At 63.5% G+C, this 16,315-nt stretch carries 14 protein-coding genes; 13 read left to right on the plus strand and 1 reads right to left on the minus strand.

Features of this window, described 5'->3' with window-relative positions:
- Positions 1–309 precede the first annotated feature (309 nt).
- From ACQRA4_RS11415 to aat, 10 genes are all read left to right on the plus strand, one after another.
- Positions 310–2,703, plus strand: a complete 2,394-nt coding sequence (locus tag ACQRA4_RS11415) for a homocysteine S-methyltransferase family protein (RefSeq protein ID WP_427823215.1) — start codon at positions 310–312, stop codon at positions 2,701–2,703.
- 55 nt (positions 2,704–2,758) lie between these two features.
- Positions 2,759–3,220: a TlpA family protein disulfide reductase gene (locus ACQRA4_RS11420; protein WP_427823201.1), complete on the plus strand. Its 462-nt coding sequence runs from the start codon at positions 2,759–2,761 to the stop codon at positions 3,218–3,220.
- Positions 3,220–3,717, plus strand: a complete 498-nt coding sequence (locus ACQRA4_RS11425) for an N-acetyltransferase (RefSeq protein WP_427823202.1) — start codon at positions 3,220–3,222, stop codon at positions 3,715–3,717. Before ACQRA4_RS11420 ends, ACQRA4_RS11425 begins: the two co-directional genes overlap by 1 nt.
- A gap of 10 nt (positions 3,718–3,727) precedes the next feature.
- Positions 3,728–4,270 (plus strand): hypoxanthine phosphoribosyltransferase, encoded by a 543-nt coding sequence (gene hpt, locus ACQRA4_RS11430; protein ID WP_427823203.1) that lies wholly within the window; start codon positions 3,728–3,730, stop codon positions 4,268–4,270.
- 45 nt (positions 4,271–4,315) lie between these two features.
- Entirely contained in the window at positions 4,316–5,014 is a 699-nt protein-coding gene (locus tag ACQRA4_RS11435; RefSeq protein ID WP_427823204.1) for a zinc-ribbon and DUF3426 domain-containing protein, read from the plus strand.
- Positions 5,015–5,253: 239 nt separating this feature from the next.
- The gene (gene radA, locus ACQRA4_RS11440) at positions 5,254–6,606 is read left to right on the plus strand and encodes a DNA repair protein RadA (protein ID WP_427823205.1); all 1,353 of its coding nucleotides are present in this window, start codon (positions 5,254–5,256) and stop codon (positions 6,604–6,606) included.
- Between the two features lie 17 nt (positions 6,607–6,623).
- Entirely contained in the window at positions 6,624–7,271 is a 648-nt protein-coding gene (locus ACQRA4_RS11445) for a class IV adenylate cyclase (protein WP_427823206.1), read from the plus strand.
- 22 nt (positions 7,272–7,293) lie between these two features.
- Positions 7,294–7,614 (plus strand): ATP-dependent Clp protease adapter ClpS, encoded by a 321-nt coding sequence (gene clpS / locus ACQRA4_RS11450; protein WP_427823207.1) that lies wholly within the window; start codon positions 7,294–7,296, stop codon positions 7,612–7,614.
- Between the two features lie 104 nt (positions 7,615–7,718).
- A complete protein-coding gene (gene clpA, locus ACQRA4_RS11455; RefSeq protein ID WP_427823208.1) occupies positions 7,719–10,052 on the plus strand; it encodes an ATP-dependent Clp protease ATP-binding subunit ClpA in 2,334 nt (777 codons plus the stop codon).
- Complete coding sequence (aat, locus tag ACQRA4_RS11460; protein WP_427823209.1) at positions 10,045–10,818, plus strand: leucyl/phenylalanyl-tRNA--protein transferase; 774 nt, start codon at positions 10,045–10,047, stop codon at positions 10,816–10,818. Before clpA ends, aat begins: the two co-directional genes overlap by 8 nt.
- On the opposite strand, the gene ACQRA4_RS11465 is transcribed toward aat, so the two are convergent.
- On the minus strand, positions 10,779–11,273 hold the full coding sequence (locus ACQRA4_RS11465) for a hypothetical protein (protein WP_427823210.1): 495 nt from the start codon (positions 11,271–11,273) through the stop codon (positions 10,779–10,781). The genes aat and ACQRA4_RS11465 overlap by 40 nt on opposite strands.
- A 65-nt stretch (positions 11,274–11,338) precedes the next feature.
- Here ACQRA4_RS11465 and uvrB point away from each other — a divergent pair, with 65 nt between their 5' ends.
- The 3 genes from uvrB to dapB all read left to right on the plus strand — a co-directional run.
- Positions 11,339–13,378: an excinuclease ABC subunit UvrB gene (uvrB, locus tag ACQRA4_RS11470; RefSeq protein ID WP_427823211.1), complete on the plus strand. Its 2,040-nt coding sequence runs from the start codon at positions 11,339–11,341 to the stop codon at positions 13,376–13,378.
- Positions 13,379–13,388: 10 nt separating this feature from the next.
- Positions 13,389–15,533, plus strand: a complete 2,145-nt coding sequence (gene ligA, locus ACQRA4_RS11475; protein ID WP_427823212.1) for an NAD-dependent DNA ligase LigA — start codon at positions 13,389–13,391, stop codon at positions 15,531–15,533.
- A 5-nt stretch (positions 15,534–15,538) separates the two neighbouring features.
- Positions 15,539–16,315 (plus strand): 4-hydroxy-tetrahydrodipicolinate reductase (gene dapB / locus ACQRA4_RS11480; RefSeq protein ID WP_427823213.1); only part of this gene is annotated, 777 nt, incomplete at its 3' end.

Genomic DNA, 16,315 nt, shown 5'->3' on the forward strand with positions numbered 1-16,315 from the left:
GCTATAGTTTTGGTTTGTCCTTTTCAATGTTTTTCAGTACTAAAAACCCAGCCGCCTCGTGAAAGGCCTGTGCGAAAGGCTTGTGCCCAAGGCTTTCGGGCCGGCGGGGCTGAAAAGCGCCAGGCGCTTGTTGCTCTGTTTCACTGAAGCTCCTTTCGCAATTCAGGCTGAAGGCTGAACCGCGAAGACCATTCTTCCATCGCTTTGAGCCGTTCATGGCCTTTCAGGCCCCGGCTTTGCCGGAAGATGGGGCTTTGTGAAAAGACAACGCAATTTGCTTAACGACAAAGAGTGAACAAAATGGCTGAAATGACATTCAGACAGGCGCTGAACCTTGGGCGGCCGCTGCTGCTGGACGGAGCCATGGGCACCATGCTGCAGGCTGCGGGCCTTCCCGTGGGCATGAGCCCTGAACAATACTGTATGGAAAGCCCCCAGACGTTGCGAAGCATTCACAAGGCTTATCTGGAAGCCGGGGCTGACCTGCTGACTACCTGCACTTTTGGCGGAAATCCCTTCAAGCTGCCAAAAAATATGGATGTTTTCGCATTCAACAAGCGCATGGCCGAAGTGGCCCGCCAGGCGGCGCAGGATGCCGGGCGGCCTGTTTTCGTGGCTGGCAATGTGGGACCCAGCGGCCAGTTTGCCAAGCCTCTGGGGCCGGTGGAGCCGCGCGACCTCATTGCCGCTTTCGCCGCCCAGATTCGTGGGCTGGCGGCCGGCGGGGCGGATCTGATTTTTGTGGAAACCCAGTTCGATCTGGCCGAGGCCCGCGCCGCGGTGGTGGCGGCCCGTCAGGAATGCGATCTGCCGGTCATGGTTTCCATGACTTTTGAGCAGGGCGTCAGTCTGACAGGCTCCAGTCCGACCATTTTCGCTGAAACCATGCAGAATCTGGGCGTGGATGTGGTGGGCGTCAATTGCAGCCTGGGGCCGGATCAGATGCTGCCGGTGGTCAGTGAGCTGCTGTCGGTCTGCGCCTGCCCGGTCATGGCCGAACCCAATGCCGGCCTGCCCCAACTGCGCGACAACGTGACGGTTTTTCCGCTGGGGCCTGAGGAGTTTGCCCAAAAAACCGCGGTTTTCGCCGAGCAGGGCGCGCGCATTCTGGGCGGCTGCTGCGGCTCCACGCCGCAACACCTGGCGGCCCTGTCACGCATTTTGCGCGGCATGACGCATACGCCGCCGGAAAGGCCGCAATGGGGCGGCATCTGCCTGACCAGCCGCTCGCAACTGGTGCGCATCGGCATGGGGGAAGCTCTGGTGGTCATCGGCGAACGCATCAACCCCACAGGCAAAAAGACGCTGACGCAAGAATTGCAGGAAGGTCGCTTTGATGCGGCCCTGCAACTGGCCGATGAGCAGGCTGAGGCCGGGGCCGGCGTGCTGGACGTCAATGTGGGCGCGTCTCTGGTGGATGAAACCGTTCTGCTGCCCGAGCTGGCGCAACGCCTGATCGGGCGGCTGCCCCTGCCGCTCTCGCTGGATTCCTCCAACGCCGGGGCCATAGCCAAGGCTCTGCCGTACTGCCCCGGTTCCTGCCTGGTCAACTCCATCAGCGGCGAGGCGGATCGCATGGAGGTTCTCGGCCCCCTCTGCCGGGATTACGGCGCGCCCTTCATCCTGTTGCCCTTGCAGGGGGCAAAGCTGCCCGTGCGGGCCGCCGAGCGCATCAACATTGTGGAGCGCCTGCTGGAGCGGGCCGCCGCCCTGGGCGTTCCCCGTCGCCTGGTGATGGTGGATATTCTGGCCCTGGCCGTGTCCTCCAAGGCCGAGGGCGGCCGCCAGTGCCTGGAAATGGCGCGCTGGTGCCGTTCGCAGGGGTTGCCCACAACGCTGGGCCTTTCCAATATTTCTTTCGGCCTGCCCGCCCGCGAGCTGCTCAACGCCACATTTCTGAGCATGGCCGTGGGCGCGGGGCTGACCTCCTGCATTGCCAACCCTTCCGCCGCGCGTCTGCGCGAGGCTGTGGACGCCATGCGCGTGCTCGGCGGTCATGATGCGCATGCCGAATCCTTCATAGCCTCCTATGGCGAATGGAAGCCGGCGGGCGGCGCGACGCCGCGGCGGGAGGGCGGCGGGGCGGCCAGAACGCTGAGCGAGGCCGTGCTGAATGGCGACAAGGAAAATGCGCTTCCCCTGCTGGAGGCGGAACTGGCGGGCGGGGCTGATCCTTTCGCCCTGGTGCAGGATACGCTGATTCCGGCCATTACCGAAGTGGGCGCGCGTTACGAGCGGCGCGAGTATTTTTTGCCTCAGCTTATTCGCGCCGCCGAAACCATGCAGGCCGCCTTCGCCCATCTCAAGCCCCTGCTGGAGGCCAATCGCGGCCAGGAGCAGCGCCCGGTCATCGTCATGGCCACGGTGGAGGGCGACATTCATGATATCGGCAAGAATATTGTGGCCCTGCTGCTGGGCAATCATGGCTTTGACGTGGTGGACGCGGGCAAGGATGTGCCCGCCGAGGCCATTGTGGCTTGCGCCCTTGAGCATAACGCGCGTATTATCGGCCTCTCCGCGCTGATGACCACCACTATGGTTCGCATGGAAGACACCATCAGGCTGATACGCGAGCGCGGCCTGCCCATCAAGGTCATGGTGGGCGGCGCGGCCGTGACGCAGGCTTTCGCCGACGCCATCGGGGCCGACGCCTATTGCCCGGACGCGGTCTGCGCGGTTCGCGCGGCCAAAAATTTCGTGTAAGCCGCGCCGGGCGGCGCGGCCGCCCCAACCTTTAGCCATGTATGCAAGGCAAACCATGAAAAAACTCTTCCTGCCCCTGCTGCTGTGCCTGCTTCTGCCCTGCGCCGCCTGGGCCGAGGGCTTGCCCTCGCTGAATCTGGCGGCTCTGACTGATCTGCTGACCCAAAACAGGGGCAGGGTAGTGGTGCTCAATTTTTTTGCCACCTGGTGCCCCCCCTGCCGGGTGGAAATTCCTGAGCTGATCAGAACCGACAAGGCCTATGCGGGCAAAGACGTGCTGATCATCAGCCTGGCTGTGGACGAGGACGCCGCGCCCGTGGCCCCCTTTGTCAAAAAAATGGGCATGGAATATCCGGTCTATCTGGTCGGGCGCGACATCACCCGAGCCTATCGGGTCAGCAGCATTCCGCACAACGCCTTTTACGCCAAGGACGGCGCGCTGGCGCTTTCCGAACCGGGCATGGCCGACGAAAACATGCTTAAAATGGTCATCGACAAACTTTTGGGCCAGAATTAATGGAACAGAATTATCTTGTCCGCAAGGCCCATCTGGACGATGTGAAGGCCATGCACGGGCTTTTGCTGACTTGCGCCCGGAAGGGCCTGCTGCTGCCGCGCGCGTTGATTTACCTGTATGGGCACATCCGCAATTTTTTTGTGGCGGAAACTTCGGAAGGCGAAATTGTGGCCTGTTGCGCCCTGGCTCCTGTCTGGGAAGATTTGGGCGAAATCTGCTCTCTGGTGGTGCGAGACGACCTGCGCCGCCAGGGACTGGGGCGGCGGATGGTGACGGCCTGTCTTGGCGAATGCCATGCGTTGCATCTGAAAAAGATTTTCGCCCTGACCTATCAGGAAGCATTTTTCACCCGTTCAGGCTTCCGGGTGGTGGATAAAAGCGTTCTGCCGCAAAAAATCTGGGCCGACTGCGTGCATTGCGCCAAGTACCCGGATTGCGACGAAACGGCGGTTTTTCTGGATGTGCCCGACGCGCCGGCGACAGCGACCGGGAAATGAGAGGAAAAGTATGGCCGGGGATATGCGCGTCAAGAAACTCAAAACCGTCTTCAGCCCGGAACATATTGCCGCGCGCGTGCGTGAGCTGGCCGCGGAGATTGACGGTCTGTACGGTCAGGAACCCCTGGTGGCCGTGTGCGTACTCAAGGGAGGCTTTATTTTTTTCAGCGATCTGGTACGCGCATTGCATAATCAGAACATGGAACTGGATTTTGTTCGCCTGTCCAGCTACGGCAACTCGTCCGTCAGCTCCAGGCATGTGATCTTCAGCAAGGATGTGGAAGTTGACATCCGCGGCAAGCATGTGCTGATTGTGGAAGACGTGGTGGACAGCGGCCACAGCATGCGCTTTTTGCTGGATCAGTTCGCGGCCCGTCAGGCGCGCAGTCTGCGCCTGGCCGCTCTGGTGGACAAGCGCGAGCGCCGCCAGGTCGACGTAAAAGTGGATTTTGCCGGTTTCAGGCTGAACAAGGGCTTCATTGTCGGTTACGGCCTGGATTACGCCGAACGTTACCGGATGCTGCCCGGCGTCTGTGAAATTATCCCCGAATAGCTTTGTTCCGGCTTCGGCGGCCGGATCGTTTTGTGGAGTATTGGCATGGAAATAAAATGCCCGCATTGTTCGAGCCGCTTCAAGCTGCCTGACGCCCTGGCCAAACCGGGCGTCAGGCTGCGCTGCTCGGTCTGCAAGACAGTTTTTCCCTTTGCGCCGGAGCGTGAAGAACCTCTGCCCGCCGAGGCCGAACCGTCCGCCGCGCAGGCGCGGAGTTCCGGCGGCCACCGCAAGCTCTGGCTGGCCGTGGCGCTTATTCTGGCATGCCTGGGCGGCGGCGCATACTGGTTTTTGGGCGCGCGGCAGGTCAAGGCGCCGCCCACGGAGCAGGAACTGGCCAAAAAAATCGAACTGCTGACCATGCGCAATGTGCGCCAGTATTATGTGGACAATGAAAAGGTCGGCAAGGTTTTTGTGATTGAAGGGCGGGTGGTCAATGAGTTTCCTCAGCCCAAAGAGCTGATCGCCGTTGAGGCCGCCATTTACGACAAGGACAAAAAGCCGCTGGCCGTCAAGACGCAACTGGCTGGCACCCAGCTTTCACTTTTTCAGTTGCAGGTGCTCAGCGAGAAGGAAATGGAATCATTCCTCAACAACAAGGTGGAAATTCTTTCCAATAATACCAATGTGCAGCACGGCGGCGAGGCGCCCTTCATGGTGCTGTTTTACGCGCCGCCCGATGGCGTTGCCGAATTCGGGGTGAAAATTGTGGATGTGCAGGACACGCCCGCGCCGGAAAAATAATGAAATCTCTGTCGTACAGGAAAGCCCCGCGCCGGCATGCCGGCGCGGGGCTTTTGCCGTCGCGCGGCTGTAAAGCGAATTGCCTTGAAACGGCGCTCGCTTCCGGTGGCCGCGAGAGCGGACGCCCCGCGTCGTTGCGTTATGGCGGGCTTTTTCGCCCGCTTCGGCAGGCGCGGCGTGCGCCGGGCCTTTTCACGCATGAGCTTGCGGCGGGCGTCCTTTTTCCGTAGGCTTCAGGCATGGCTAAAACGCGCGAAATCTATCTCTGTTCCGTCTGCGGCGCCCAGACCCTGCAATGGCGCGGCCAGTGCCCCAACTGCCATGAGTGGAATACCCTTGAGGCCGCGGCCCAGTCCCGCCCGGCGGCTGGCCGCCGGGCCGCCGCGTCTTCCGGTTCCGGCGGGGCTGACCGCCCCGTGCCCCTGCGCGATGTGGCCGATGTCGGCCACACGCCTTACGGCAGCGGGTTCAAGGCTCTGGATCGCGTGCTGGGCAAGGGCCTGGCGCCGGGGGCGGCCATTCTGGTGGGCGGCGAGCCGGGCATCGGCAAATCCACCCTGCTGTTGCAGGTGGCCGGGCTGGTGGCGGCCCAGGGCAAGCCCGCGCTCTATGTCAGCGGGGAGGAATCCCTGTCGCAGATCAGGGCCAGGGGCGAGCGGCTCCAGATGCTGGACCCCAACCTGATGGCTCTGGCCACCTCCAGGGTGGAAGACGTGCTGGACGCCCTCAACGGCGGCAGCGTAAGGCCGGCCCTGGTGGTTGTGGATTCGGTGCAGACCCTGACCAGTCTGGAGGCCGACGGCCTGCCCGGCAACGTCAGCCAGGTGCGCGCCGTGGCCACGGCCCTGCTGGAGGCCTGCCGGCGTTCGGGCTGTACCCTGATTCTGGTGGGGCATGTGACCAAAGACGGCGTTCTGGCCGGGCCGCGCCTTCTGGAACACATGGTGGATACGGTCATTTCTCTGGAAGGGGATCGCCGCCAGATGTTCCGCCTGCTGCGCGTGTTCAAGAACCGTTTCGGCCCCAATGAGGAATTGCTGGTATTCCGCATGGGCGAGCGCGGCATGCAGGTGGTGGACGATCCCTCCACGTTTTTTCTTGGCTCGCGCGACGCATCGCTGTCCGGCGCCGCCGTGGTCATGGCGGTGGATGGGCGGCGTCCGCTTGCCGTGGAGGTTCAGGCCCTGGTGGCGCGCACGTTTCTGAGCATCCCGCGCCGCGCCGCGCTGGGTTTTGACGCCAACCGCCTGCATCTGCTTCTGGCTGTTCTGGAAAAGCGTCTCAAGCTCAATTTCGGCCAGGTGGACATTTATGCCAAGGTGGGCGGCGGCATGCGCCTGCAGGAGCCTGGTCTGGATCTGGCCCTGGTGGCCGCCGTACTGTCCTCCTATTACGATGTGCCCTTGCCGGAAAAGTGCGTGCTCTGGGGCGAGGTGGATCTCAACGGGCAGGTGCGGCCCGTGACTGCGCAGGAGCTGCGGCTTTCTCAGGCCCGGCGGCTGGGCTTCGATCCCATTGTCTGTCCTGACGGCGGCGGGGACGGCATTGCCACTATCGCGGCCTTGCAGCGGCGTTTGTTCCGCCGCCAATGATTTTTCCGGAGTACGGCATGCCCCTGGAAGTGGAACGTAAATATCTGAATGTGGATTTCGCAGCCTTGCGCCTTGCGCTGGGCGGGCTGGGCGCGCGCAATCTGGGCGCGCATTTTGAAAGCAACTGGGTTTTTGACACGCCTGACGCCCGGTTGTTCGCCAGCGGGCGGCTGCTGCGCCTGCGCCTGCAGGAATGGCCGGGCGCCATGCGCCATGTGCTGACCCTCAAGCTGCCCGCGGCGCAAAACGAGCGATTCAAGACGCGTGAGGAGCACGAACTGGAAGTGGCCGACAATGCGGTCATGCGCGCCGTGCTGGAGGGGCTGGGTTACACTGTGGGCGCGCGCTACGAGAAAGTGCGCGAGCCGTGGCTTGTGGAGGGGGTGGAAGTGGCGCTGGACACGCTGCCCTTTGCCGCCGTGGTGGAGCTGGAGGGCGAAGCGGGGCGGATAGAGCGGCTTGCCGCGCGTCTGGGGCTTGACAGGGCCGAAACAAGCGCCAAAAGTTATCATCAGCTGCATCAGGAATGGCGTCGCCTGCACAAGTTGCCTCCTGATATTTCTTTTGTGTTTGACGCGGAGCAACGGCGTCGCTGTCGGCGAGAGCTGGGCCTCGCCAATACGGAGCAGCCGGGCGGCGGGCCCGGAGCGACAGTCGGGGCCTGAAGCGCTTGCGGGAGATTGTGTCATGCCGTTCTCACATCGGGGCGAAGCCGACGGGGAAAGCCGGACCATTGTGCTCAAGAAGCTCAAAGAGCCGGAACGCTACCGGGTTCTGTTGCATAACGACGATTACACCAGCATGGATTTTGTGGTGAACATCCTCTGCAATGTGTTCCACAAGCCGCTGGAAGAGGCCACGGCCATTATGCTGGCCGTGCACCAGCGCGGCGTGGGGCAGTGCGGCGTTTATACCCGTGAAGTGGCCGAGGCCAGGGTAAGCCGTGTCCGTCGCGAGGCGCGCGCTGCGGGTTTTCCCCTTAAATGCACCATGGAAAAGATTCACTGAGCGCGGGCGGCCGCGCAAAGGCTGTTTCCGCCACGGCGCGGCATGCGGCTGCGCCTTTGAAGCCCCTCGCCGCCGTTTCGGCATGGCGGGAGTTCGGAGAAAATATGCTGAGTAAAAGCGTGCAAAACGTCCTGCGTGACGCCCTTATGGAGGTGCAGCGGCGCAGGCATGATCTGCTGACGGTGGAGCATATGCTCTACGCCCTGACCAACAGCATGAAAGGCCGGGTCATTCTGGAAGGCAGCGGGGCCAGCGTGGCCGTGCTGCGCGAGCAACTGGAAGGCTTTTTCCGCACGGAGCTGGAAGTGGTGAACCAGCCCGGCAAATATGAAGTGACCCAGACCGACGGCGTGCAGCGCGTGCTGGAGCGCGCGCTTAACCACATTCGCTCGGCGGGCCGCGATGTTGTGGAGCTGGGCGATCTGCTCATAGCCATCATGGACGAGGAAGAGAGCTACGCGCTCTTTTTCCTGCGCAGACAGGGCGTGGAGCGGCTGGACGTGCTGACCTTCATCTCTCACGGTCTGAACGAGGGCGGCGGTTCGCGCGGTGTGGAGGAAAGCGGAGGAGAGGCGGACGACGGCGGGCCGGATGGAGCCCGTCCGGCCAAAGGCGACCCTCTGGCCCAGTATGCCGTGGATCTCACGGCACGCGCCAGGGAAGGCAAGATTGACCCTCTTGTGGGGCGTGAGCGGGAACTGGATCGCGCCATTGAGGTGCTCTGCCGTCGCCGCAAAAACAATCCGCTCTTTGTGGGCGATCCGGGCGTGGGCAAGACCGCCCTTGCCGAGGGGCTGGCCCTGCGCATCGCTGAAGGCCGTGTGCCAAAAATGTTCGCCGATGCCAGGCTGTTCGCGCTGGACATGGGCCTGGCGCTGGCCGGCACCCGCTACCGGGGCGACTTCGAGGCGCGTCTCAAGGCCATTGTGCGGGCTCTCAAGGCCATGCCCGAAGCCATCCTGTTCATTGACGAAATTCATACGATAGTGGGGGCCGGTTCCACATCCGGCGGTTCCATGGACGCCTCCAACCTGCTCAAACCGGCGTTGGCCAGCGGCGAAATTCGCTGCATCGGCTCCACCACCTATGAGGAGTTCCGCAATCATCTGGAAAAGGATCGCGCCCTGGCCCGCCGTTTTCAGCGCATTGACCTGCGTGAGCCTGATGTGACGGACTGTCTCGCCATTCTTCAGGGGCTGGCAGGGCGTTATGCCGAGCACCATCAGGTGCGCTACGGTACTGCGGTACTCAGGGCGATGGTTGAACTTTCGGCGCGCCATGTGCGGGACAGGCTGCTGCCGGACAAGGCCATTGACGTCATGGATGAAACCGGGGCCGCCGTGCGTCTGCGGCAGAGCGCCCCGTCCGGCGCGGCGTCATCCGCACCCGGCAGGGAAACGTGGCCGGCCGTGAGCATGGCCGATGTGGAACGTGTGGTGGCCCGCATGGCGGGCATTCCCATTCGCTCCGTGTCCGGGCGGGAGCGCGCGCGTCTGGCCAGCCTTGAGCGTGACCTGAAACGCCTGGTCTTTGGACAGGAAGAGGCCATTGAACTCACAGTGCGGGCCATTTTGCGCGCCCGCGCCGGCCTGGGGCAGGAGCGGCGCCCGGCCGGGGCCTTTCTGTTCTATGGGCCCACAGGCGTGGGCAAAACCGAGGTGGCTCGCAGCCTGGCCAGGCTCATGGGCGTGGAGTTTCTGCGCTACGACATGAGCGAATACATGGAAAAGCACTCGGTCTCCCGCCTGATAGGCTCTCCTCCGGGCTATGTGGGCTTCGATCAGGGCGGCCTGCTCACCGAGGCTGTGCGCAAGGCTCCGTACTCTGTGGTGCTGCTGGATGAAGTGGAAAAGGCTCATCCGGATATCTTCAATGTGCTGCTTCAGGTGATGGATTATGCGACCCTCACGGATAACACGGGCCGCAAAACCGATTTTTCCAACGTCATTCTGATCATGACTTCCAATGCCGGAGCCTTCGAGATGTCGCGCTCGGCCATCGGCTTCGGCCAGGCCGCGCCGGAAGACGCGGCCCGCAAGGGCCTCAAGGCGGTGGAAAATCTGTTTGCGCCAGAGTTTCGCAACCGCCTGGACGCTATGGCGCCCTTCCACAGTCTGTCGCAGGAAATGATGTTGCGCATTGTGGATAAGTTTCTGGCCGATATCCGCGCCACGCTGGCACAGCGCAACGTTACGCTGAGCGTGACGGACAAGGCCCGGCAATGGCTGGCGCGCAAGGGCTTTGACCCTGCCATGGGGGCGCGGCCTCTGCGCCGTCTGCTGCGCAGTGAGCTGGAAGACAGGCTGGCCCATGAGCTCCTGTTCGGCGCGCTGAAAAGGGGCGGCAGCGCCCGCGTGACGCTCAGGGGCGACGCTCTGGCGCTGACGTCGGCCGCCTCCCCCCGTTCCAGGGTTACGCGGCGGCGTGCGGATGTCTGAAAGCGGCGGGCGTGGCGTATTCGCGAAGCTGGCCGCGCAATTTCCGCCGCTGGAAAACGCGCGTGCGGACGGGCTGCTCTGCGCGGGCGGCGATTTGCGGCCCGAGCGCCTGCTGGCGGCCTACAGCCGGGGCATTTTCCCCTGGTATGAGGCTGGCCTGCCCATTCTCTGGTGGTCGCCGGACCCCCGTTGCGTGCTGCGGCTGGAGTCCTTTCACCTGCCGGCCCGCAGCGCGCGGGCGTTGCGCCGCCGGCCCTTTGAGCTTACTCTAAACGCGGCTTTTGGTCAGGTTATACGCTCCTGCGCGGAACCGCGCGCGTCCGGGCGCGGCGCCTGGCTCACCCCGGAGATGATTGCGGCCTATGAGCGTCTGCACGCTCTGGGCTACGCCCATTCCGTGGAGGCCTGGCGGGACGGCGCGCTGGCCGGAGGGCTGTACGGCGTGGCCCTGGGGCGGGCCTTTTTTGGCGAATCCATGTTTCACCGCGTGTCCGAGGCATCCCGCGCGGCTCTGGCGGGGCTGGTGGCGCTGCTGCGGCTGCGCGGGGCGGAACTGCTGGATTGCCAGCAACAGACCCCGCACATCATGCGCATGGGCGGGGTCATGTTGCCGCGAGCGTCCTTTCTGGAGCGGCTGGCGCGGGCGCTGGCCGCCCATGGGGCGGAAGCCCCGGACGGGCGGGGGATGGAAAGCGTCCCCTGGGCTCCCTGGAAAACGGGCTATGTTTATTCCGCCGTCAGCGGCTCATGGATGGCCAGATCGTAAAAGCCGCGCGCCACAAAGGGGAGGGGATAGTCGGGCACGGCGTCAAAGCGGATGAAGCCCGTGCTTTTGCCTTCGGGAATGCCGCCCAGTGGGGCCACGCCAAGCGGTACCGGCAGATCCAGGGGACAGACTGTGATTTTTTCAATGTGTTCGGCATAGCGCCGCTCAAGATAGGCGACCAGGGCCTGGCTTTCCTCGGCGGTAAACGCCTCCAGCAGACAGCGCAGGGCGGCCTCCTCGGTAGCGCCCTGCAGAACCTGGGGCGGCGCCGCCGGGTCGGGAGGGCCCACCAGATTTTTGCCCCTGAGGGCCGCCAGTTCCTCGTCCGCGGCGTTGTGGCGGAAGATGTGCGCTTCCACATGGCGGCGTCCCTTAAAGGTGTTGAGCGTGGCGGCCATGATGTATATCCTGTCCAGAGGGGCATTGTCCGGCGCGGCGAGGCATTGTTTTTTCATAATGTTTCCTGTTGGCTTGTATGACGTTTTCCACGTCATTTCCTTTTACACCAAAACCAATTCGTATGGAAGACAACGCAGCCATTCCTTTCAGCTTGCAGACCGGGTATGCCCCTATGGGCGATCAGCCCGGGGCCATTGCCGCGCTGAGCGAGAATATCCTGTCCGGCGTGCCGGCCCAGGTGTTGCTGGGCGTAACCGGATCGGGCAAAACCTTTACCATGGCCAACGTGATTGCCCGCTGCAACCGCCCGGCCCTGATTCTCGCGCCCAACAAAACTCTGGCGGCCCAGCTCTACAATGAGTTTCGCGAGCTTTTTCCGCGCAATGCCGTGGAATATTTTGTGAGCTATTACGACTATTACCAGCCCGAAGCCTATGTGCCGGCCTCGGATACCTATATTGAAAAAGATTCCTCCATCAACGACAACATCGACAAGCTGCGCCATGCGGCCACCCACGCGCTGCTGACCCGGCGCGATGTGATCATTGTGTCTTCGGTGTCCTGCATCTACGGCCTGGGGTCGCCTGAGTATTACGCCAAGATGGTCATTCCCGTGGAAACGGGGCAGCGCCTGCCCATGGACGATCTGATCAGCCGTCTGGTGGAAGTGCATTACGAGCGCAATGATTATGATTTCCACCGCGGCGCCTTTCGGGTGCGCGGCGACGCTCTGGAAATCATTCCGGCCTATCACCATGAGCGGGCTCTGCGGCTGGAGTTTTTTGGCGACGACATCGACGCCATGCGCGAAATTGATCCGCTCACCGGCGAAGTGCTGGCCGAGGTGGGCAAAACCGTGCTCTATCCGGCCAGCCATTTTGTATCGGCTCAGGATAATCTGAAGCGCGCGGCTGACGACATCCGCGCCGAACTGGCCGCGCGACTCTCGTTTTTCAGGGAGCACGGCAAACTGGTGGAGGCCCAGCGCCTGGAACAGCGCACCCAGCTTGATCTGGAGATGATTGAAGAGCTGGGCTACTGCAACGGCATCGAAAACTATACCCGCCATCTGGACGGCCGCAAGCCCGGCGAGCCGCCGTCCTGCCTGCTTAATTACTTTCCGCGCGATTTTCTGCTGTTCATCGACGAATCGCACATCACTGTGCCGCAGGTGGGCGGCATGTACAAGGGAGATCGCTCGCGCAAACAGACCTTGGTGGACTACGGCTTCCGCCTGCCCTCGGCTCTGGACAACCGGCCCTTGCAGTTTGACGAATTTACCTCCCTGCTCAATCAGGTGGTGTATGTTTCGGCCACGCCGGGCCGCTATGAGCTGGATCAGGCCCAAGGCATCGTGGCCGAGCAGATTATCCGCCCCACCGGCCTGGTGGACCCGGAAGTGGAAATCCGCCCGGTCAGGGGGCAGATGGAGGATCTGCTTGGCGAGTGCCGGGCCAGGGTCGCGCGCGGCGAGCGCGTGCTGGTGACCACCCTGACCAAGCGCATGGCTGAAGACCTCACCGAATATTGCTGCAATATGGGCGTCAGGGCGCGCTATCTGCATTCGGACATTGAAACCCTGGAGCGTCTGCAGATCATCCGGGCCTTGCGCACGGGCGAATTTGACGTGCTGGTGGGCATCAACCTGCTGCGCGAGGGCCTGGATATTCCTGAAGTTTCCCTGGTCTGCATTCTGGATGCGGACAAGGAGGGCTTCCTGCGTTCCACCGGTTCGCTGATTCAGACTTTCGGCCGCGCCGCGCGCAACGCGCAGGGCCGGGTGCTGCTCTACGCCGACACGGTGACGGCCTCCATGAAAGCGGCTATGGACGAAACCGCCCGCCGCCGCGCCAGGCAGACGGCCTATAACGGGGAGCACGGCATCACGCCCCGCAGCACCACAAAAAGCCTTGAATCTCCGCTGGATACCCTGTATGTGGATAACGACGCGGCCAAGAGCCGGGGCCGGGGGCGCGGCAAAGACAGGGCAAAGGCCGGCGGCGATGTTGCGCCGCTCACGGCCGAGGATACGGCGGCCTTGGCGCTCAGACTGGAAAAGGAAATGCGCCGGGCCGCGCGCGATCTGGAGTTTGAACAGGCCGCGGAACTGCGTGACCGCATCCGCGCTTTGCGCGCCCGGCTCATAGCGATGCCCGAATAAAGGTTCTTTTATGTTCTCCCGGAACAAGACCGCCATTTCACCCGAACAGCATTCTCTTCTCGCGCCGCAGCCGTCGGCGGAGGAGCAAAAGCGGGTCCGCTGGCTCAGCGCCGAGCTGGAACGTCACAATTATCTGTATCACACGCTGGACGCTCCGGAGATCAGCGACGAGCAGTACGACGCCATGTTCCGGGAACTGGCGGAGCTGGAGAAGCGCTGGCCCGCCCTGCGCAGCCCGCATTCGCCTACCCTGCGCGTGGGCGGCGGCTTGCTGGAGGGTCTGAACAAAAAAGAGCACAGACGCCGGATGTACGGCCTGGACAATGTCTTTTCCGACGAAGACTGGCGCGATTTTGTGGAGCGCATGCGGCGCGCGTGGGATGCGGGGCTCAACGGCCCCCTGCCGCCGGCCTTCTGGTGCGACCCCAAGCTGGACGGCCTGGCTCTGGAAATCATCTATGTGGACGGCGTGCTGCGCGAAGCCCTGACCCGTGGCGACGGCGAAACGGGCGAGGTGGTCACCGAGGCCGTGCGCACCATCCGCACCGTTCCCCTGCGCCTGCGCGGGGAGGGGCCTTTCCCCTCGCTTCTGGAAGTGCGCGGCGAAGTGGTCATGTTCAAAAAGGATTTCGCGGCGCTCAATGAGCGGCAGCAGGCGCTGGGCCGGAAAGCCTTCGCCAACCCGCGCAATGCCGCCGCGGGCGCTTTGCGCCAGTTGGACACTTCCATCACCGAATCCCGCCCTTTGCGTTTTCTGGCCTACAGTCTGGGCGAGGCGGAGTGGGCCCCGGCAGCGGCCTGCCTGTCCCAGCATGAGCTCATGGAGCGCCTGACGGCCTATGGCTTTCTCACCCCGCCCGATGGCCGGCTCTGCGCCGGCCCGGACGAAGTGGAGAGCTATGCGGCCTGGGTGCGTGAGCGCCGCCAGAATTTTCCCATGGAAATTGACGGAGCCGTGGCCAAGCAGGACAATCTGGAGGCGCAGGCGGCTCTGGGCTTCACGGCCCGCGCGCCGCGCTTTGCCGTTGCTTTCAAGTTTCCGGCCATGCAGGCTGAAACCCTGTTGACGGGCATTGACATTCAGGTGGGGCGCACCGGCGTGCTCACGCCCGTGGCCGTGCTGGAGCCGGTGCCTGTGGGCGGGGTCATGGTTTCGCGGGCCACGCTGCATAATGAGGACGAAATCCGCACCCGCGACGTGCGGGTGGGCGACACGGTCATGGTGCGACGCGCCGGGGACGTGATTCCTGAGGTGGTGGGGCCGGTGCTGGCCAAGCGACCGCCTGACGCCGTGGAATTTGCCTTTCCGCATGTCTGTCCGGCCTGCGGCGAAGCCGTGCACCGCGAACCCGGCGAGGCGGCCTGGCGTTGCGGCAATCTTTCCTGTCCGGCGGTGCGCCTGCGCGCCATCAGCCATTTTGTCTCCAAGGCCGGCCTGGACATTCAGGGCGTGGGCCAGAAATGGGTTGAGCAGCTGGTGAAGTCGGGCCGGGTGCAATCGCCCGCGGATCTGTTCACGTTGAAGGCGGAAGAGCTGCTGGGCTTTGAGCGCATGGGCGAGACGCTGGCCCAAAAGTTTGTGGATGCTCTGGAGGATGCCCGGCACACGGCCGTCTTGTCCCGCCTGATCAGCGCCCTGGGCATCCGGCATGTGGGCGAACAGACCGCGCGCCTGCTGGCCGGGCGCTTTCCCGACCTGGACGCGCTGGGCAGGGCCGATGCCGAAACCTTGCAGGCCCTGCCGGATGTGGGGCCGGAGGTAGCGGCCTCCATCCGCAATTTTTTTGAAAGTCCGGCCAATCGGGCGCAACTGGCCCGTTTTCGCGAGGTGGGGCTGTGGCCCCAGAGTTCCCGCACGCCGTCCGAAGAGGCGGGAAACGCCCTGAAGGAAGAGCAGAAGGGGCCGTTGCTCGGCAAAAATGTGTTGTTTACCGGCGCGCTGTCCCTGTCGCGCGGCAGGGCCCAGCGTCTGGCCGAAACCGCGGGGGCTGCGCTGGCGGGCAGTGTGAACAGAAAGCTGGATTATCTGATAGTGGGCGACAAGCCTGGCGGCAAGCTGGACAAGGCGCGGGCTCTGGGCGTCGCCGTGCTGGATGAGGCGGGCTTTCGCGCGCTGCTCGCCGAATCGGGAATACCCCTGGATGCAAGCGAGTGAGGCATATGAGCACAGATATTGTCATTGTGGGCGCCAACGGGCGCATGGGCAGAACCATTGGCGGTCTTGCGACCGCCGATTCGGAATACACGCTGGCCGGCCTGGTGGACAGCAAAGAACACCTGGAGGCCCTGACCGGGGCGGCCTGCCCGGTGACTGATGATCTGGAAGCCCTGCTGCCGCAGGTTCCGGGCGCGGTGATTATTGATTTCACGGCCCCGGCGGTCAGCCTGCATTCGGCGCGCGCGGCGGCCCGAAGCGGGCACGCGCTGGTCATCGGCACCACGGGTTTCACCGAGGAACAGAAGGACGAACTGCGGGCTCTGGCCGCCGCAACGCCCATGTTCTGGTCCTCCAATATGAGCATTGGCGTCAATGTGCTGTTGAAAATTCTGCCCGAGCTGACCAGGGCTCTGGGCGACAATTACGATATTGAAATGGTGGAACTGCACCATAACCGCAAGAAAGACTCGCCCAGCGGCACGGCCCTGACCCTGGGCGAATGCCTGGCCGACGCGCGGGGCTGGAAGCTCCCGGATGTGCGCTGCTCGTCCCGTGACGGCATCATCGGTGAACGGCCCAGAGCCCAGATCGGCATTCAGGCTGTCCGGGGCGGTGATGTGGTGGGCGTGCACACCGTGTACTTCATGGGGCCCGGCGAACGCATTGAGGTGAGCCATCAGGCCCACTCGCGTGAAAATTTCGCCCGGGGCGCCCTGCGCGCCGCCGCCTGGCTGGCGCGACAGAAGCCGGGCAGGCTCTACAGCATGCAGGATACCTTT

This window comes from Desulfovibrio sp. SGI.169, from assembly GCF_050313595.1.
Taxonomy (GTDB): Bacteria; Desulfobacterota; Desulfovibrionia; order Desulfovibrionales; family Desulfovibrionaceae; genus Desulfovibrio.